The organism is Leisingera sp. SA215 (assembly GCF_055902035.1).
In genome coordinates this window covers 21,052-39,087 of the sequence record NZ_JBVVXU010000009.1, presented here as the reverse complement: position 1 = coordinate 39,087, position 18,036 = coordinate 21,052, and the positions used below count along the sequence as shown (strand labels likewise).

The following is an 18,036-nucleotide window of genomic DNA, read 5'->3' as shown; positions in this document are numbered from 1 at the left end:
ATCAATTGCAGGCAAAGCACCCGCCTGCACCGGCAGAATTGAACTTTCTGTCTTGTAACTGGTCGGGCGTCACCTAGGCGGAGTATAAACAGCGCACCAGCGACCGGCAGTTATTCCCGGAGAGTCGGCTTGGCTGTGATCAGGCCTGTCCCGTCAGTGTCTTGCCGCGCCGGTCGTGCCGCAGCGAAGCATACAGCACATGGGTCCGCCAGCGGCCGTTGATCTGCAAATAGGACTGGGCAACGCCCTCGTATTTAAAGCCGGATTTCTCCAGCAGCCCGCGGGATGCCTGGTTTTCCGGCAGGCAGGCGGCCTCGATCCGGCTGAGATCCAGCTTACTGAAGGCGTGATGCACCACCGCGCCGATCGCTTCGCGCATGTAGCCGTGACGGGCAAAGGGCAAGCCGGTCCAATATCCCAGTGTTCCGGCCTGCGCCGGTCCGCGGCGGATGTTGTCCAGCGTGATCGCGCCTACCAGCATATTGTCGGCCCGCCGGATCAGGAACAGCGGCAATGCCGTTCCCCCGGCCACTGAGCGGCGGGCCCAATAGATCCTGTTGGTAAAGCTCTTGCGGCTAAGGTGGTCCGCAGCCCAGCTAGGCTCCCACGGCATCAGATATGGCTGGCTCTGCAACCGCAACGCTGCCCAGCTGTGAAAATCCGCATGCACCGGCGGCCTGAGGGTCAGGCGCTCGGTTTCAATGCGGACCTTGCGGCGGTTCAGCAGCATCAGGCGGCGCGCCTCTCCTGCAGCCTTTCCAGTGCCGGAGCGTCTGCCACCGGGCCATAGAGCGCAAGAGCCGCCGGGGCTGAAACCGCCATTTCCTCAGCCATGGCGCGCACTTCACCTGTGGTCACGGCCTCGATCCGTTCAACTGTGTGTTCCAGCGACGGCACCTTGCCCCAGATCTGCACCAGGCGGGCCAGACGTTCAGCCCGGTTCGACGGGCTTTCCAACCCCATCAGCATCCCGGCTTTCATTTGGGCGCGGGCGCGCTCGACTTCGGCCTCAGTCATGTCGTCCGCGGCGCGTTTCATCTCGTCGATGGTGATGCCCGCCAGCTCTTCCAGTTGCTCGCCGGAGGTGCCGGCGTAAACCGTCAGCGCGCCAGTATCGGCATAAGACCCGGCCTGCGCAAAGATCGTGTAGCACAGACCCCTTTTCTCGCGCACCTCCTGGAACAGCCGCGATGACATGCCGCCGCCAAGCGCGCTGGCATAGATCTGCGAGGTGTACATGGACTGGTCGCGATAGCTGGGGCCCTCAAAAGCCAGCGCAAAATGCGCCTGCTCCAGGTCTTTGACCTGCCGCGCCTCGCCGCCGGTGAACCGCGCACCTTCGGCGTTAAACTCGGGCCTTGGTACCATGTGGCCAAACATCTGCTCGGCGAGCTTCACCAGAACATCGTGATCGACACCCCCGGCCGCCGCCAGAATCATCTGGCCAGGGCCGTAATGTTCCGCCACGAAACCTTGCAGGTCTTCCCGGCTGAAGCTGCTGACGCGCTCTGCCGGGCCAAGGATAGTCCGGCCCAAGGGCTGGCCGCGGTAGCTTTCTTCCTGAAGCCAGTCAAAGATCACGTCATCCGGCGTATCCAGTGACTGGCCGATTTCCTGCAGGATCACCCCGCGTTCGACCTCGATCTCACGCTGATCGAACACCGGGTTCAGCAGGATGTCCCCGATCACATCCACCGCCAGCGGCACATCGTTCTTCAGCACACGGGCGTAATAAGCCGTCACTTCCCGCGAAGTGTAGGCGTTGATGTAACCGCCGACATCTTCGATCTCTTCCGCAATTTGCAGGGCCGTGCGGATCTTGGTGCCCTTGAAGGCCATGTGCTCCAGGAAATGGGCAATACCGTTCTGCTCAAGCCGCTCGTGGCGGCCGCCGGCGTTGACCCAGATCCCGACCGCCGCGGATTCCAGCCCCGGCATATGTTCGGAGACGACGCGGAACCCGTTGGCGAGTGTGTGCTGCTGAACTGTCAATTCGCGATGTTCTTTCTGATGTGATCCTCGAGGGCGGCGAGATCATTGGCGATCCGGGTCACCCGTTCCGGCCTGTCATACAGATCCGCCATGCGCGGGGGAAGAGGCGGATGGATGCCGCTTGCATCTTCGACCGCCGCCGGGAATTTTGCCGGGTGCGCCGTGGCCAGCGTGATCATCGGCACCTCTGCCGTGCGGAGCTCATTCGCAACCTTCACAGCCACGGCGCCGTGCGGGCACAGCAGCTCGCCCGAGGCGGCCAGTTCGGATTTGATTGTCGCCAGCGTTTCGTCTTCGGAAGTGCGGCCCGAGATGTAGGTCTCGCTCAGCGCCTGCATCGCGCCTTGGGAGACGTCAAAGCCGCCGGTCTTCAGCTCGTCCATCAGCTGGGCCACGGCGCCGCTGTCCTGGCCGTAAGCGTAGAACAGGGCGCGCTCGAAGTTCGACGACACCTGAATGTCCATCGACGGCGAGATCGAGGGCTGGGTATCACCCTTGTAGTAGCCCTGCCCCGACAGGCAGCGGTGCAGGATGTCGTTCTGGTTGGTGGCGACCACCAGCTGGTCGATCGCCAGGCCCATCTGCTTGGCGATGAAGCCTGCAAAGATGTCGCCGAAGTTGCCGGTCGGCACAGTGAAGCTCACCTTGCGCTGCGGCGCGCCGAGCGACACGGCGGCGGAGAAGTAATAGACCACCTGCGCCAGCACCCGGGCGATGTTGATCGAGTTCACCCCGGCCAGCTTGACGCCGTCGCGGAAGTCGAAGTCGTTGAACATGTCCTTCACGCGGGCCTGGCAGTCATCAAAATCGCCATCGACGGCCAGCGCGTGCACGTTGGCGTCCCGCGGCGTTGTCATCTGGCGGCGCTGCACCTCGGAGACCCGGCCATGCGGATACAGGATGAACACATCCACATTGCTGAGGCCGCGGAAAGCTTCCATGGCGGCTGAACCGGTATCGCCGGAGGTGGCGCCTGCAATGGTCACCCGGTCGCCGCGGCGCTCAAGCGCTGTCTGGAACAGCTGGCCGATCAGCTGCATGGCGAAGTCCTTGAACGCCAAAGTGGGACCGTGGAACAGCTCCAATAGGAAATGATTGGGCGCCAGCTGTTTCAGCGGCGCGCGGGCCGCGTGGCCGAAGCCCTGATAGGCGCGGGTGATGATGGCGCGGAATTCTTCGTCAGTGAAACAATCACCGAGGAAAGGGCGCATCACGCGAAAGGCAGTTTCCTCGTAGGAGAGACCGGCCAGTGCGGCGATGTCAGCCTGGGACATCTGCGGAATTTCGGCCGGCACATAAAGACCGCCGTCACGGGCAAGCCCGGTAAGCATCGCGTCTTCAAAGGTCAGCTCGGGCGCTTGGCCCCGGGTCGAGATATATTTCATCGCCTTGGCTCTCTAGAAATTGGCGCGGTTGCGCCGCAGGAAATAGACAGTCATCGCAGCCCAGATGAAGGCCAGCGAAAACCAGGTGATCGCATATTGCAAGTGGTTGTTGGGGATGGTTCTGGTGCTGATCCCCATCGGCTGGACATTTTCCCCAATAGGCTCGCGGGAGATCACCAGGACCGGCTCTGTCTTTAAAACGGCGGCCATCTCGTCCACATCGCGTGCGTACCAGAAATTTTCAGCCGGATCATTCCGCGGGGTGAAACTGTCGCGCTCATCCGGCCAGTGCAGGTTTCCCGCAACATGGACCGGACCGGTGCTGCGCTGCGCGTCCTTCTCGGTCTCGGTCACGAAACCGCGTTCCAGCAGGATACGGCGGCCTGTCTTGTCTTCCGTCAGGGCCTGAATGATCCGGAAGCCGGCGCCGGTTTCCTTGGAGCTGACCAATAGGTGCAGTTCCGGCCCCGAAACGGTCCCCAACAGATCCACGGCTTGGTATTTATGCTCTGCCGCGTTGGGGGCAGCAGGCAGGGGGACAGGCAACCCGGCCAAACGGGAGAGAATGTCTTCGATGACCTGCTCTTTCCACGCCAGCCGCTGCAGCTGCCAGGTTCCAAGGCCCAGCAGGATCGCGATTCCCAGACCGCTGACCACAACCAAAAAACCGACATGCCGCATCCGGGCTGCTCCGCTTCAACAGTAAAGGCGCGCAGAGCTTGCTGCCCTGCGCGCCTTGCTCATTAAGGTCTGTCTGCGGTTTTTGGAACCGCAATCATGTAACCATTACAATCCGCCTGTTACAGGCCGGAAGTGCCCCAGATGTAGACGGCGACAAACAGGAACAGCCAAACGACGTCTACGAAGTGCCAGTACCAGGCTGCAGCCTCAAAACCGACGTGCTGTTCTGGTGTGAAGTCGCCCTTCATCGCACGGATCAGGCAGACGGTCAGGAAGATGGTGCCGATCACAACGTGGAAACCGTGGAATCCGGTTGCCATGAAGAAGTTCGAGTAGAATTCATCGCCGCCGAACTGCCAGCCTTCGTGCAGCAGGTGGGCGTACTCGTAGCCCTGCAGGAAGGTGAAGGCGATGCCGAAGAGGATGCCGATGGACAGGCCCTGGATCAGCGCCTTGCGGTCGTTGTTGTGGACCAGCGCGTGGTGCGCCCAGGTCACGGCACAGCCCGACAGCAGCAGGATCAGCGTGTTGATCAGCGGCAGGTGGAACGGGTCAACCGCATAGATTTCCGGTGCCACATATTCGGTACCGGCATAGGTCTCCATCGGGTAGATGGCATGTTTGAAGAACGACCAGAACCAAGCGAAGAAGAACATCACCTCGGACATCACAAACAGGATGAAACCGTAGCGCAGACCAATGCGCACAACAGTGGTGTGGTCGCCGACCTTGCTTTCGGCGACAACTTCGGACCACCAGGCAAAAGCCGAGTAGAGAACTGCCACCAGGCCGATCCAGAACATCCAAGCAGTGATCGCGTGCATCCAGAGCACACCGCCAACCAGCATGATAAATGCGCCTAGCGCGCTTGCCAGCGGCCAGATCGACGGCGGCAGAATATGATAATCGTGATTTTTAGCGTGCGCCATTCAAGTGTCCCTCACCAAAGCGGCCTAGTTCGTGGTTGCGCCTGCCCCGGTGTTATCCCCGGTGTCGAGGGCTGCGTAACCCTCGGGCAGATCGATTTCATGAAACGTGTACGAAAGCGTGATCGTATGCACGTATTTTGCGTCCCGGTCATCGATGATTTCCGGGTCGACGTAGAAAGTCACGGGCATCTGCACCCGCTCCCCCGGCTGAAGCACCTGCTCGGTAAAGCAGAAACAGTCGATTTTCTCAAAGAAATACCCGGCCTGATAGGGCGTCACGTTGTAGGACGCCTGACCGGCAACGGGGCGGTCGGTCGGATTGTAGGCCTCATAGAAGGCCAGTCCGGTATCGCCCAGCTTGATCTCCATCTCGCGCTGCGACGGTTTGAATTCCCACGGCATGCCGCGTTGTTTGGAACCATCGAAACGGACGGTGATGGTCTGATCCAGAATGGTGTCGGAGCCGGCATTGGCGACTTGTGTGACACCGCCATAGCCGGTCACCCGGCAGAACCAGTCGTAAAACGGCACCGACGCCCAGGACAGGCCGCCCATCAGGACAACCACGCCCACCAGCTGGAAAACGGTTTTCTGCGGTCCCTGCAACGCCATCAGTTCTGCTCCCCCTGAGCATCCGGGAATTTAAAAGTGGCCGAGGTCACCTTGACCATGGTCAGTGCCATGACCAGCACCACAAATGCAGCGAGAAGGATGCCCACGCCCTTGTTCAAGCCGGAGCGCCGCTTGTGCAGCTCGTGTTCCTTGCGCAGTGCCATCTTACCAGCCTCCCAGGCCGTAGGGCTTCAGCAATGCTTCAGCCAGGATCGCACCGAAATGCAGGAACAGATAGAGCAGCGACAGTTTGAAGAAGCTGCGCTCCACCTTGAAGTTGTCGCCTTCCGAGTCGTCTTCATCGCGGCGGGTGATTTTCCAGGCGCCGTGCAGGAAAAGCGCATTCATTACCAGCGCTGCCGCCAGATACAACGGGCCGCCGATGCCGGAGAAGGCAGTGCCAATGGCCAGGAGCGCCAGCAGGACAGTGTAAACCAGAATATGGGCACGGGTGGCGCGGCGGCCGTGCGTAACGGTCAGCATCGGCACGCCGGCATCGTCATAGTCCGACCGCATGAACAGCGCCAGCGCCCAGAAATGCGGCGGCGTCCACATAAAGGTGAGCAGGAACATCAGCCAGGGTTCAACCGACATGGTGCCGGTGGCGGCAATCCATCCGATCACCGGCGGGAAGGCCCCCGCTGCACCGCCGATCACGATATTCTGCGGCGTCGCGCGCTTCAGCCACATGGTGTAGACCACCACATAAAAGAATATGGTGAAGGCCAGGAACGCCCCGGCAAAGACGTTGGCGGCCAGCGCCAGCATGATCACCGACAGGCCCGACAGCGCCAGTCCCAGTGCCAATGCCTCGCCCGGCTCGACCTTGCCAGCGGGGATCGGGCGGCCCTTGGTGCGCTTCATCACCTTGTCGATGTCCGCGTCCCACCACATGTTGAGCGCCCCGGACGCACCGCCGCCGATGGCGATAAACAGGATGGCACAGAAGCCAATCACGGGATGCACACCAACCGGGGCCGCCAGCAGCCCGACCAGAGCCGTGAACACCACCAGCGACATGACACGGGGCTTCAGCAGGGCGAAGTAATCGCCAAAGCTGGCCTCGTCCTCATAGGCCCGGCTTGCGTTGATGCTTGCGTCGCTCATCTTCAGTCCTTTGGCGGCAACAGATGCGCAACGCTGCGCACCCTATTCTTTTGACTATACCATACGAAGCCTCTTCAAGCTCCGTATGGCTAGTTCTCAGTTGGAGGCGACCTGATAGGCCTGCGGGAGGCCCGCGTATTCTGCCTTGGCGCCTTCCAGCCAGGTGTCGTATTCTGCCTGTGTTACAACCTTGACGGTGATCGGCATATAGGCATGGTCCTTGCCGCACAGTTCGGAGCATTGGCCGAAGTAGATGCCTTCTTTGCCTTCCTCAACGTTGAACCACAGCTCTGCCAGACGGCCGGGAACCGCGTCCTGCTTTACGCCGAAGGCCGGAATGGTCCAGGAGTGGATCACATCAGCCGCCGTCACCTGCATCACAACGGTCTTGCCCGAGGGCACCACAACGGCAGTATCGGTGGCCAGCAGCCATTCATCTTCGGCATAGCCGTTTGCAGCCAGCTGATCCTTGGGCAGCAGGAAGCTCTCGAAACCGAATTCATGGTCGGTGTATTCATAGCCCCAGTACCACTGGTAACCGGTCACCTTGATGGTGAGGTCGGCTTTGGGGATTTCCTGCTGGGCAAACAGCTGCGGCAGCGAGAAGGAACCGATGAAAACCAGCACCAGGATCGGGACAATGGTCCAAGCGATCTCAACCGGGGTGTGGTGGGTGAACTTGGCAGGGGTCGGATTGGCCCGCTTGTTGAAGCGGACAATGGCGTAAACCATCAGACCGGCAACAAAAACACAGATCACGGTGATGATCACCAGGATCATGTAATCCAGTTTCTGCAGGCCATCAGCCAGCGAAGTCGCCGCCGGCTGGAAGTTCAGGCCGCCGTTAACCGGCTTGCCAATGGTTTCCAGACCTTCTTGCGCCATTGCTGGAAGGCTTGAAAGGCCGGCGAAAAGGCCCGAAAGCATCAAAGCGTTTTTCATGTTCTGTCCTGATCGTTTGATCGCATTGTTCCTGCGGCAGCACGAATGCGGGGGAATCATTGATTCCCACAAAACGCACCAGCCCCGTTGTCTTTGACGCCGCTTAAAATCATATTCGGGCGTACAGATAAAGAGGCAGGCAAGCGTCAATCCGTCGCTTTCTTGATTTAGATCAAAAAAATCCGAGGACCGTGCTATGGAAACCCCCGCATTTCGCCCGTTTGAAACCGCGCTCCCCGAGAAGGAGGCCCTCGCCTGCCTGCGCGATGCGCTGAATGGTGCGGAGGACGGGGAGATTTTTGCAGAACGCCGCAAGTCGGAAGCGCTGTCCTTTGATGACGGGCGGCTGCGCAGCGCCAGCTATGATGCCTCCGAAGGCTTTGGCCTGCGGGCGGTAAACGGGGATGTGGCAGGGTATGCGCATTCCACCGATGTCTCCATCGGGTCGCTGAAGCGGGCGGCAGAAACGGCCAAGCTGGCGGTGGGAAACGGCGGCGGTACCTATTCGGATGCCCCCCAGGCGACCAATGCCAAACTCTACACCGATGCCGATCCGATCAGCGCCATGCCGTTTCCGGTGAAGGTGGAGACACTGCGCGAGGTTGACGCCTATGCGCGCGATCTGGATCAACGGGTGGTGCAGGTTTCAGCGTCTTTGGCCGCCTCGCTGCAGGAGGTGGAGATCCTGCGCGCAGACGGGGTGCGGGTGCGCGACATCCGCCCGATGGCGCGTTTCAACGTGTCGGTGATCGTCGAAAAGGACGGCCGCCGCGAAAGCGGCTCGGCAGGCGGCGGCGGGCGGCTGGGTCTCGACGGGCTGGTCGACCCCAAGAACTGGCAGGCACAGGTGCACGAGGCGCTGCGCATTGCGCTGGTGAACCTCGATGCGGTTCCTGCTCCGGCGGGCGAAATGGATGTTGTGCTTGGCCCCGGATGGCCCGGTATTCTGCTGCACGAAGCGATCGGCCACGGGCTGGAGGGCGACTTCAACCGCAAGGGTTCGTCCGCCTTTGCCGGCCTGATGGGCAAGCAAATCGCCGCCAAAGGGGTCACCGTGCTGGACGACGGAACCATCCCGGACCGGCGCGGCTCGATCACCGTGGATGACGAGGGCACGCCCAGCCAGAAGACCACGCTGATCGAGGACGGCGTGCTGGTCGGCTTCATGCAGGACCGCCAGAACGCGCGGCTGATGGGGGTTTCCCCCACCGGCAACGGGCGGCGCCAAAGCTATGCCCATGCGCCGATGCCGCGGATGACCAATACTTATATGCTGGGCGGCGGCGCCGACCCCGGCGATCTGGTGGCAGGTATCAAGGACGGCATCTGGGCAGTGGGGTTTGGCGGCGGCCAGGTCGACATCACCAATGGCAAATTCGTGTTCTCCTGCACCGAGGCCTACAGGGTGAAGGACGGCAAGGTCGGCGCACCGGTTAAAGGCGCCACGCTGATCGGCGACGGCGCTACCGCGCTGCAGCAGATTCGCGGGCTTGGCAATGACATGGCGCTGGACCCCGGCATGGGCAATTGCGGCAAGGCAGGCCAATGGGTCCCGGTCGGCGTCGGCCAGCCCTCGGTTCTGATGGGCGGCCTGACGGTGGGCGGCTCGGCGGCCTGAGGTAGCGAACCTCTCTGTAAAACTTTGTTTTACAACTAAAAACAGGCCCGGGAGCCAGCACTTCCGGGCCGGTTTGCAGTCTGGACAACCGCCAGCCCCCTGGTTGAACCGTCATCTTCCATTTATCCTGATGTCTCGGGAAAATTTTCGTGAAATTGCCCAAAAACGTTCTGCCGTTCACCGCCTGTTAACCCCCTTAAGGTTAATTCTTATTCTGCAAACAGGCGGAGCTGCGGATGACCGAAGAAGCACATTCTTCCACTCACCCCCCACTCCCACCCACCACGGAAGATACCCGGTTTTCCTGGCTTCGCCTTTTGCGCTCTAAACGGGTCGGCCCGGTGACCTTTCACCGGCTGCTCGCCGAATATGGTTCAGCGCAGAACGCGCTGAATGCGTTGCCCGAAGTGGCACGTTCCGCAGGTATCAAAGGGTATGAAACATGCCCCGCCAAGGCGGTAGACGCTGAAATTAGGACCGCAAAAGCCGCCAAAGCGCGGCTTTTGTGCTTTGGCGACCCGGAATACCCCGAACTTCTCCGCAGCCTGAAAGATGCGCCGCCGCTGTTGTGGGCTATTGGCGACCTTGCGGCGCTGCAGCGCCCGATGATTTCCATGGTCGGCGCACGCAACGCGTCTTCGCTGGGGCTGCGCATGGCCAGATCGCTGGCGCAGAACCTGGGCGAGGCTGGCTATACCGTGGTGTCCGGCATGGCCCGCGGCATCGACACCGCTGCACATCAATCATCGCTGCAAACGGGAACAATTGCCGTTCTGGCAGGCGGCGCCGATGTGATCTACCCGGCAGACAACGCCCGGCTTGCCGAAGGCATTATCGAAAACGGGCTGCGCCTGTCAGAGCAGCCTATGGGCAAGACGCCGCAGGCCCGCGACTTCCCCAAACGCAACCGGATCATTGCCGGCCTGTCCAGCGCCGTCGTGGTGGTGGAGGCGGCCGCGAAATCCGGCAGCCTGATCACCGCCCGGGACGCGCTGGATTACGGGCGCGAGGTTCTGGCGGTGCCCGGTCACCCATTTGATGCGCGCAGTTCCGGCTGCAACAAGCTGATCCGCGACGGCGCCCAGCTGGTCCGCAATGCCGCTGACGTGCTGGAGGCGCTGCCGCCGCAAGACCCGCCACAGGACAAAGCGCCATCAGCCGCCAGTCCGCAGCCGGCCTTGGCCGGCCTGCCGCCGCCGCCGCCCGAACGGCGCAGCCTGGCGCAGACCAACGCCCTCCATCAGCAGATCCTCGGCAGGCTGGGCCCCTCCCCGACCTCCGAAACCGACCTGCTGCGCGACCTCTCCCTGCCGCCGCAGCAGCTGGCCCCGGCGCTAACGGATCTGGAGCTTGAAGGCGCGATCCGGCGCCAGCCGGGCGGGCTGCTGCTCAAGGCCTTTCCGGAAAATGAAGACTGACCCAGAACATTCTGCCTTGCCTCTGCCGCCCTCCCCGGACCGCGGCCACAGGCTGGTGTGATCCATCGGAATATCACCGGATATGGCCGGTTGCCCGGTCTGTTCATTGCGCCTGGATTGACAATCTCCCCTTGCGCCCCACATCCTGCCCCGCCATAGAACCCGCAGAAGCGGTCCGAAGAGGGTACAGAATTTATGCCAGTAGTCGTTGTCGAATCCCCGGCCAAAGCAAAGACAATCAACAAATATCTTGGCTCCAACTATACGGTTCTGGCGTCCTACGGGCATGTGCGAGACCTGCCGGCCAAGGATGGCTCGGTCGATACCGAAGCCGATTTCGGCATGACCTGGGAGGTCGGCAATGATTCCCGCAAGCACGTCAAGGCGATTGCCGACGCGCTGAAAGAGGACAATGCGCTGATTCTCGCCACCGACCCCGACCGCGAAGGCGAGGCGATCAGCTGGCATCTGCAGGAGGCGCTGACCAAGCGGCGCTCGATCAAGAAGGACACCGCGGTCAGCCGGGTGACCTTCAACGCGATCACCAAGGAAGCGGTGACCGAGGCGATGCAGAACCCCCGCGAAGTCGACATGCCGCTGGTCGAGGCTTATCTCGCCCGCCGCGCGCTGGACTATCTGGTAGGGTTCAACCTTTCGCCGGTTCTGTGGCGCAAGCTGCCGGGTGCGCGTTCCGCAGGCCGGGTGCAATCCGTCTGCCTGCGCCTGATCGTCGAGCGCGAAATGGAAATCGAGGCGTTCAACGCGCAGGAATACTGGTCGGTGCGGGCCCAGATGGCGACCCCGCGCGGCCAGGAGTTCGAGGCGCGCCTGGCGGTGCTGGGCGGCGACAAGCTGGACAAATACAGCCTGAAAAACTCCACCGCTGCGGAACTGGCGGTTCAGGCCGTGGCATCGCGCCAGCTGTCGGTGCTGTCGGTCGAGGCCAAGCCTGCCTCCCGCAACCCTTCTGCCCCGTTCATGACTTCTACCCTGCAACAGGAGGCCAGCCGCAAATTCGGCATGGGCGCGCGCCAGACCATGAACGCCGCCCAGCGCCTGTATGAAGCCGGCCACATCACCTATATGCGAACCGATGGCATCGACATGGCGCCAGAGGCGGTGCAGGCCGCCCGGGCCGAGATCGAAACACGTTACGGCGCAGAGTATGTGCCATCCTCTCCGCGGATTTATAAGAACAAGGCGAAGAACGCCCAGGAAGCGCACGAATGTATCCGCCCAACGGATATGAGCCGCGACGCGGCCAGCCTGAAAGTCACGGATGACGATCAGCGCAAGCTGTATGACCTGATCTGGAAGCGCACCCTGTCGTGCCAGATGGAAGGTGCCCGTCTGGAACGCACCACTGTCGAAATCGGCTCGGATGACAAACAGGTCGTGCTGCGCGCCACCGGACAGGTGATGCTGTTTGACGGTTTCATGCGGGTTTATGAAGAAGGCCGCGATGATGTGGCCGACGAGGACGACAAGCGCCTTCCGCAGATCATGGAAGGCGAAGCGCTGAAATTTGCGTCTTCGCTGGCGGCCCAGGCTGACAAGGCCGGCAAAGAGGCATCCGTGCTTTCTGAAGACGGTGCCGTGCTGGCGCTGCAGCACCACACCCAGCCGCCGCCGCGCTATACCGAGGCGACACTTGTGAAGCGCATGGAAGAGCTGGGCATCGGCCGCCCCTCGACCTATGCCTCCGTTATCACCACGATCCAGGACCGCGAGTACGTCCGCAAGGACAAGAACCGGCTGTTCCCCGAAGACAAAGGCCGGATCGTCACCATCTTCCTGCTGAATTTCTTCCGCAAATACGTGGGCTATGAATTCACCGCCAATCTGGAAGAAGAACTGGATGACGTCAGCGCAGGACAGCGCGACTACAAGGATCTGCTGGGCAAGTTCTGGCGCGATTTTTCCGCCGCCATTTCGGAAACCTCCGATCTGCGCATCACCGAGGTACTGGACGTGCTGGACGCAGCACTTGCGCCGCAGCTCTATCCGCCGCGCGAAGACGGCAGCGACCCGCGCATCTGCCCCAAATGCGGCGCAGGCCAGCTGCATTTGAAAACCTCGCGCACCGGCGGCTTTGTCGGCTGCGGCAATTACCCGGAATGCACCTACACCCGTCCCATCGCCGGCGAAGGGGCTGATGGCGATGAACGCCTGCTGGGCATGGACGGCGAAGATGAAATCCATCTGAAGGCCGGCCGCTTTGGCCCTTATGTGCAGCGCGGAGAAGCAACCCCTGAGAACAAAAAACCGCCGCGCGCCAGCCTGCCCAAAGGCTGGAACAAGGACGATATGGACCTGGAAAAGGCGCTGACCTTGCTCAGCCTGCCGCGCCAGATCGGCGAACACCCCGAAGGCGGCGTGATTTCTTCCAATTTCGGCCGCTTCGGCCCCTATCTGATGCATCAGCTGCCGGAGGAGGAAAAACCGGTCTACGCCAACCTCAAAGACCCCAATGATGTCTTTGAAATCGGCATGAACCGGGCGGTGGAACTGCTGGCAGAAAAACGCGCCAACCCGGGCCGCCGCGGCAGCCGCGCCGCCGCCAAGCCGCTGAAGGAATTGGGCGATCACCCCGACAGCGGCGGTGCCATCAATATCATGGACGGGCGCTACGGGCCTTACGTCAAATGGGAGAAGGTGAACGCCACCCTGCCTAAGGATGTCGAGCCCAAGGACGTGACCATGGAGATGGCGGTGGAGCTTATTGCGGAAAAATCCGCAAAGGGCGGCAAGAAGAAAGCCACAGCCAAAAAGCCCGCAGCCAAGAAAAAAACCGCGCCGAAGAAGGCCGCGGCCAAGGAGTGACACCCGGCGGCATGGGCCAGGGTGGAGCGCTCCCGCCGGTTCCAGGCGCATTGGCATGCGCCCTCACCGTTGGGCCCGGCGCCGCTGGCGCGGCGCGCCCGCGACTGCCGGACATGTTGCGCAGCGGGTCAAGGCCGGTGCAGCCGCGCCAGCGGCTTGCCCTTGACATGGTGCAGAACAGCTTCAGGTCAGCCGGACGCTGTGTTCCCTGATGGGATGATCCGTCATCGATCTTCCAGGGCATAATCTAGATCGGGTGGCTGGACGCAGGCCCGTGTGCGTTTCATCCAGCCTCAAAGCGCCGGCAAGCGGGGCAGCCGGACGGGATTTCCAGCGGCGAGCGTCCGGGTGAAACGGGACCGCACCCGCTCAACGCCGCGATAGACGGTCTGGGCCATACTGCCAATGGTCTTGGTCCTGCCAAAAGTCTCCCTCGATCCTCTTGCGGTGCTTCTGGGACAGGGCATAGCCTTTGTGCCGGGTTGGGCGCCCGTCGATTGCTGAATGCCTCGCTTTCCTGGCGACGTGCGTGGTGACGCAGGCCTGGCGGAGATCCGCGACGAATTCGGCCGCATCGCATCCCTTGCCGGCCCCCAAGGTCGGCTGACGGGGCGATCCGGGGGAGGGGCGCTACAGCATGTCCAGCGCGGCATAGCTGAACAGCGACCCGCTCGTTTCGTCCGTCCCTCGCATCATCCCCCCGCCAAAATGCTGCTGAGGCTGAATCATGTCCTTCAGGCCGCGTCGAGCCCCGGCTTCTTCAGCGGAATGTTCTCATGATCGTTGTCAAGCCTCTGTTTCATAGCCACTTCTTCCGGCGGGACCGGTCAGGGTGTGATGTGGATGCTCAGGACAGGAGACGGAACTGAGACGACGGTTGAGCAAGCTCTCATGCACGGGTTGGTTACCGCGTGACCGTGGTTTCATCCTGCCGCTGCCTCGCTCCAAGGATCGGGCGTCGACAGTGCCGGCCCATAACAGGGCATTAGGGTTCCCCACCGCGTTCCGTCCCCAACCCTGCGCATCGGAAAGGGTCTAGGCGTCGCTGTTCGTAGTCTCCTCAGGCTTTGGCGGGTGAGATGGTGCGGGCGATCGCCCAGATGAAGCCGGCCATCTCGCACGTGATCGCCGTGATGACCACCACTTTGGCTTTTCCGGCCGCAACCAGATGCCGGTAGCGCTGGCACATCCTGAGCTGTCCTCTCCAGACGATATCGCGGACAGCCTGCGGCAGCTCGGAGCTGATCAGGGCGGTGCGGCACCGCCCCCAGGTGGCGGACCTCTCCGCCCCGTACACCCTCCCTCTGCAATCGCAACCGAGATCGTCGCCTTGTGGACATCCTGCCCGATGAACGTGCTATCCAGCATGTGCTCTCTCCCATTCTTGAGGCACAGCACCCGCCAACCGGGCGCAACCCTCGAACGGAGAATGCCCTGGGAGAGCCCGCTGACCCAGTCTGTTCAGAAACCGTTCATGGCGTCTAAGGCCAAGCCTGAACCTTAAAGGCGCCTCAGGGAAGCCCCCATTTGCGCCGCACAGCGGCGCCACGCTCAAGCTTCATGGTGTTTTTGCCGCAGGCAAAGGCTCCGGGAAGGCGCGGGAGCATCCCCCTCTCTGCCCTCAGTAGAAATACGTGTCACTCTCCGTATTCATTGACTCTGCCCCTGCCGGCAGCCAGAAATCCCGCAACCGGCATACTGGGAGAACTCCATGAAGAAGGTATATTCCAACGCTGCTGAAGCGCTCGACGGGCTGCTTCACGACGGCATGTTCATCGCTGCCGGGGGCTTCGGCCTCTGCGGTATCCCCGAGCTTCTGCTGCAGGCGATCAAGGACGCAGGCACCAAGGACCTGATTTTTGCCTCCAACAACGCAGGTGTCGATGACTTCGGCATTGGCATTCTGCTGCAGACCCGGCAGGTTAAAAAGATGATCTCGTCCTACGTGGGTGAAAACGCCGAGTTCATGCGCCAGTACCTGAGCGGTGAACTGGAACTGGAGTTCAATCCGCAGGGCACCCTGGCCGAGCGGATGCGGGCCGGCGGCGCAGGCATCCCGGGCTTTTTCACCAAGACCGGCGTCGGCACCGTGATCGCCGACGGCAAATACGAAAGGCAGTTCCCCACCGGCCCGGACGGCACCATGGAAGAATACATCATGGAAGAAGGCATTTTTGCCGATCTCGCCATCGTAAAGGCCTGGAAAGCCGATGAGACCGGCAACCTGGTGTTCCGCAAGACCGCCCGCAACTTCAATGCGCCTGCCGCCACCTGCGGCAAAGTCTGCGTGGCCGAAGTCGAGGAAATCGTGCCGACAGGCTCATTGGACCCGGATTCGATCCACCTTCCCGGCATCTATGTGCACCGCATTATTCAAGGCCAACACGAGAAACGCATTGAACAGCGCACTGTCCGCCAGAAGGAGCAAGCATAATGCCTTGGGACCGCAATCAGATGGCGGCACGCGCCGCGCAGGAACTGCAGGACGGCTGGTATGTGAACCTTGGCATCGGTATTCCGACGCTGGTGTCCAACTATATCCCGGAAGGCGTGGAAGTGACCCTGCAATCGGAGAACGGCATGCTGGGCATGGGCCCCTTCCCCATTGAAGGCGAAGAGGACGCGGACCTGATCAATGCCGGCAAGCAGACCATCACCGAGCTGCCGCAGACTGCCTATTTCGACTCTGCACAGTCGTTCGCGATGATCCGCGGCGGCAAGATTGCCATGGCGATCCTTGGCGCGATGGAAGTGGCTGAAAACGGCGATCTGGCAAACTGGATGATCCCCGGCAAGCTGGTCAAAGGAATGGGCGGCGCCATGGACCTGGTCGCAGGTGTCGGCCGCGTGGTGGTGGTGATGGACCACACCAACAAACACGGCGACAGCAAGGTTCTGAAAGACTGCACCCTGCCGCTGACCGGCAAGGGCGTGGTGGACCGGATCATTACCAACCTGGGTGTTCTCGACGTCGTGGACGGCGGTCTGAAGATTGTCGAACTCGCAGATGGCGTCAGCGAAGACGAGATGCGCAGCGCGACCCAAGCCACCCTGGTAAACTGATCCCGGTTCAAACGTGACAAACCGGGACCCCCGGTTTCCGCAACGCATTCCGGGATTCAGGATACTGAGACAGCACCTGCCGGGAAAACCCTCGGCAGGTGTTCTTTTTACGAATTGCATTGGTGTGAAATGATTTGGGCGATGCGGGGCCTCCGTCCTGCTGCCACATTCGAAAGGAATGAGGCCAGGATCAATGATCTGAGCAGGTTTTCATCGCTCACGGATGCCGGAAAGAAATGCGGCATATGCCGGATTTGCAGCCGCCTCACCTGGCCTTCGCGAAGACAGAACTCCGGGAACAGAAAGCGCCAAAAGACGCACCGGATCGCTTGATCCAAGCGCCCTTCATTCTATCCGGCTGTTCCCGTGGAAATCTTCAACATCTGCCGCGTCAGTTACAACTGGTTCGGTCCGTGTCCCGGGTTCGGAGGAGACCCGCAAATCCCGCAGCGCCGTGCCACCGCCCCCGGCAAATCAGACACCGGCCATGCGCCCCGGCGCAAATGCGTGCCCGGGCAAAGCGCCGGCCCCTCGCCGTCTGCTCCACTGGCCATGGCTCATCCAAGGAAAACCGGGTTGGAGCAATTCCGGGCCTGCTTGAATACCACCTCAATCAAGAGGCCCCGGCGAAAAATCTCCGCCAGGGCCCCGCTGCGTCCCAATTCGCGGAATGCGTCACGGTTTCCGGCACGCCTTTCCTGTGAAGACCGTTTTACAGTCAAATCCCGGCTGCGGGCACAGGCCGTGCGGGCGGCCGCTGCGAGTGCCATATGGCGCCCTCCGGCGGGTTGACGATTTCCCACATATAGACCCGCTTGTCGTACCAGTTGACCATTTTCTCCCTGCCGTCTTCGAACACCACTACGCAATAGCTGCCATCGGCCGGATCACAGCTGTCGCGCCCCAGCAGCGTCACGATGACCGGATCCACCAGGTGGCGGCTGACCAGCACCTGCGCCTTGACCATCCTGCCCGACAGATACAGCCCGCCGGCAAACAGCGCCGCCGCCAGCAGGATGAAACCGGGCGCGGTGAAGTTTCTGAACGGGGCCGCCCTGGCAATGCCCGGTGCAAAGGCCACAAAAACCAGCCGCCCGAAAAAACCCGCAAATGCAATAATCCCGATCAGGACAAAGTTGCTGGTCAGCTCTTGCGAACCCGCGGCAACCGCCGACGGGTCAAATCCAAAATTCAAAACCTGCCTCCACTATCGTAAAGCTTGAAAATACCCGCCAGAAATCAATTAAATAGGGCGGAATAATGTCCGCCGCCCGCCGGTTTCGCCAAACTTCTGCAATTTTTTTCAGGCGACGGCACCTTGGGCTGGCCGCCCCCTTTTCAGGTTTGCAAAAGGCCTTGAAATGGCACCGTTCAAAGCTGTTGAGGTGTACCTTTCCGTCAACTCCTACGCCCTGTATTTACCGGCCGGCACGTTAACGTGAGAAAACTGCCGCCGCCTGCATGCA

General features: G+C 61.5%; 16 protein-coding genes and 1 pseudogene. 5 read left to right on the top strand and 12 right to left on the bottom strand.

All coding sequences use genetic code 11. From position 1 onward, the window contains the following. Positions 1-139: 139 nt before the first annotated feature. From AC0KW6_RS11510 to coxB, 9 genes are all read right to left on the bottom strand, one after another. Positions 140-730, bottom strand: coding sequence for a GNAT family N-acetyltransferase (locus tag AC0KW6_RS11510; protein ID WP_474034938.1), 591 nt, complete (start codon positions 728-730; stop codon positions 140-142). Beyond that, positions 730-1,992 (bottom strand): M16 family metallopeptidase, encoded by a 1,263-nt coding sequence (locus AC0KW6_RS11505; RefSeq protein ID WP_323781043.1) that lies wholly within the window; start codon positions 1,990-1,992, stop codon positions 730-732. Before AC0KW6_RS11505 ends, AC0KW6_RS11510 begins: the two co-directional genes overlap by 1 nt. Beyond that, positions 1,989-3,377 (bottom strand): threonine synthase, encoded by a 1,389-nt coding sequence (gene thrC, locus AC0KW6_RS11500; RefSeq protein ID WP_474034937.1) that lies wholly within the window; start codon positions 3,375-3,377, stop codon positions 1,989-1,991. The genes AC0KW6_RS11505 and thrC overlap by 4 nt, the downstream gene beginning before the upstream one ends. A gap of 12 nt (positions 3,378-3,389) precedes the next feature. Beyond that, the gene (locus AC0KW6_RS11495; RefSeq protein ID WP_323781049.1) at positions 3,390-4,058 is read right to left on the bottom strand and encodes an SURF1 family protein; all 669 of its coding nucleotides are present in this window, start codon (positions 4,056-4,058) and stop codon (positions 3,390-3,392) included. Positions 4,059-4,177: 119 nt separating this feature from the next. Next, positions 4,178-4,987, bottom strand: a complete 810-nt coding sequence (locus AC0KW6_RS11490; RefSeq protein WP_323781052.1) for a cytochrome c oxidase subunit 3 — start codon at positions 4,985-4,987, stop codon at positions 4,178-4,180. Positions 4,988-5,011: 24 nt separating this feature from the next. Then, positions 5,012-5,599, bottom strand: coding sequence for a cytochrome c oxidase assembly protein (locus AC0KW6_RS11485; protein ID WP_474034936.1), 588 nt, complete (start codon positions 5,597-5,599; stop codon positions 5,012-5,014). Continuing rightward, positions 5,599-5,763, bottom strand: coding sequence for a hypothetical protein (locus AC0KW6_RS11480; RefSeq protein WP_024090954.1), 165 nt, complete (start codon positions 5,761-5,763; stop codon positions 5,599-5,601). Before AC0KW6_RS11480 ends, AC0KW6_RS11485 begins: the two co-directional genes overlap by 1 nt. 1 nt (position 5,764) lies before the next feature. After that, positions 5,765-6,706, bottom strand: coding sequence for a heme o synthase (cyoE, locus tag AC0KW6_RS11475; RefSeq protein WP_323781057.1), 942 nt, complete (start codon positions 6,704-6,706; stop codon positions 5,765-5,767). A 96-nt stretch (positions 6,707-6,802) separates the two neighbouring features. Continuing rightward, positions 6,803-7,648 (bottom strand): cytochrome c oxidase subunit II, encoded by an 846-nt coding sequence (coxB, locus tag AC0KW6_RS11470; RefSeq protein WP_323781060.1) that lies wholly within the window; start codon positions 7,646-7,648, stop codon positions 6,803-6,805. Between the two features lie 196 nt (positions 7,649-7,844). On the opposite strand from coxB, the gene tldD reads away from it, so the two are divergent. From tldD to topA, 3 genes are all read left to right on the top strand, one after another. Further along, positions 7,845-9,266, top strand: a complete 1,422-nt coding sequence (tldD, locus tag AC0KW6_RS11465; RefSeq protein WP_474034935.1) for a metalloprotease TldD — start codon at positions 7,845-7,847, stop codon at positions 9,264-9,266. A gap of 236 nt (positions 9,267-9,502) precedes the next feature. Further along, positions 9,503-10,684, top strand: coding sequence for a DNA-processing protein DprA (gene dprA / locus AC0KW6_RS11460; protein WP_323784305.1), 1,182 nt, complete (start codon positions 9,503-9,505; stop codon positions 10,682-10,684). A 195-nt stretch (positions 10,685-10,879) separates the two neighbouring features. Then, complete coding sequence (topA, locus tag AC0KW6_RS11455; protein WP_474034934.1) at positions 10,880-13,507, top strand: type I DNA topoisomerase; 2,628 nt, start codon at positions 10,880-10,882, stop codon at positions 13,505-13,507. Between the two features lie 293 nt (positions 13,508-13,800). Here topA and AC0KW6_RS11450 read toward each other — a convergent pair. Continuing rightward, positions 13,801-14,137, bottom strand: a pseudogene (locus AC0KW6_RS11450) (IS5/IS1182 family transposase); the annotation flags it as partial. Positions 14,138-14,567: 430 nt separating this feature from the next. Beyond that, complete coding sequence (locus AC0KW6_RS11445; protein ID WP_323784007.1) at positions 14,568-14,696, bottom strand: hypothetical protein; 129 nt, start codon at positions 14,694-14,696, stop codon at positions 14,568-14,570. Positions 14,697-15,218: 522 nt separating this feature from the next. On the opposite strand from AC0KW6_RS11445, the gene AC0KW6_RS11440 reads away from it, so the two are divergent. Next, on the top strand, positions 15,219-15,941 hold the full coding sequence (locus AC0KW6_RS11440; protein WP_474034933.1) for a CoA transferase subunit A: 723 nt from the start codon (positions 15,219-15,221) through the stop codon (positions 15,939-15,941). Next, the gene (locus tag AC0KW6_RS11435; protein ID WP_024090962.1) at positions 15,941-16,570 is read left to right on the top strand and encodes a 3-oxoacid CoA-transferase subunit B; all 630 of its coding nucleotides are present in this window, start codon (positions 15,941-15,943) and stop codon (positions 16,568-16,570) included. The genes AC0KW6_RS11440 and AC0KW6_RS11435 overlap by 1 nt, the downstream gene beginning before the upstream one ends. Before the next feature lie 718 nt (positions 16,571-17,288). Here the strand turns inward: AC0KW6_RS11435 and AC0KW6_RS11430 are convergent. Then, on the bottom strand, positions 17,289-17,765 hold the full coding sequence (locus tag AC0KW6_RS11430) for a hypothetical protein (RefSeq protein ID WP_323782019.1): 477 nt from the start codon (positions 17,763-17,765) through the stop codon (positions 17,289-17,291). Positions 17,766-18,036 lie beyond the last annotated feature (271 nt).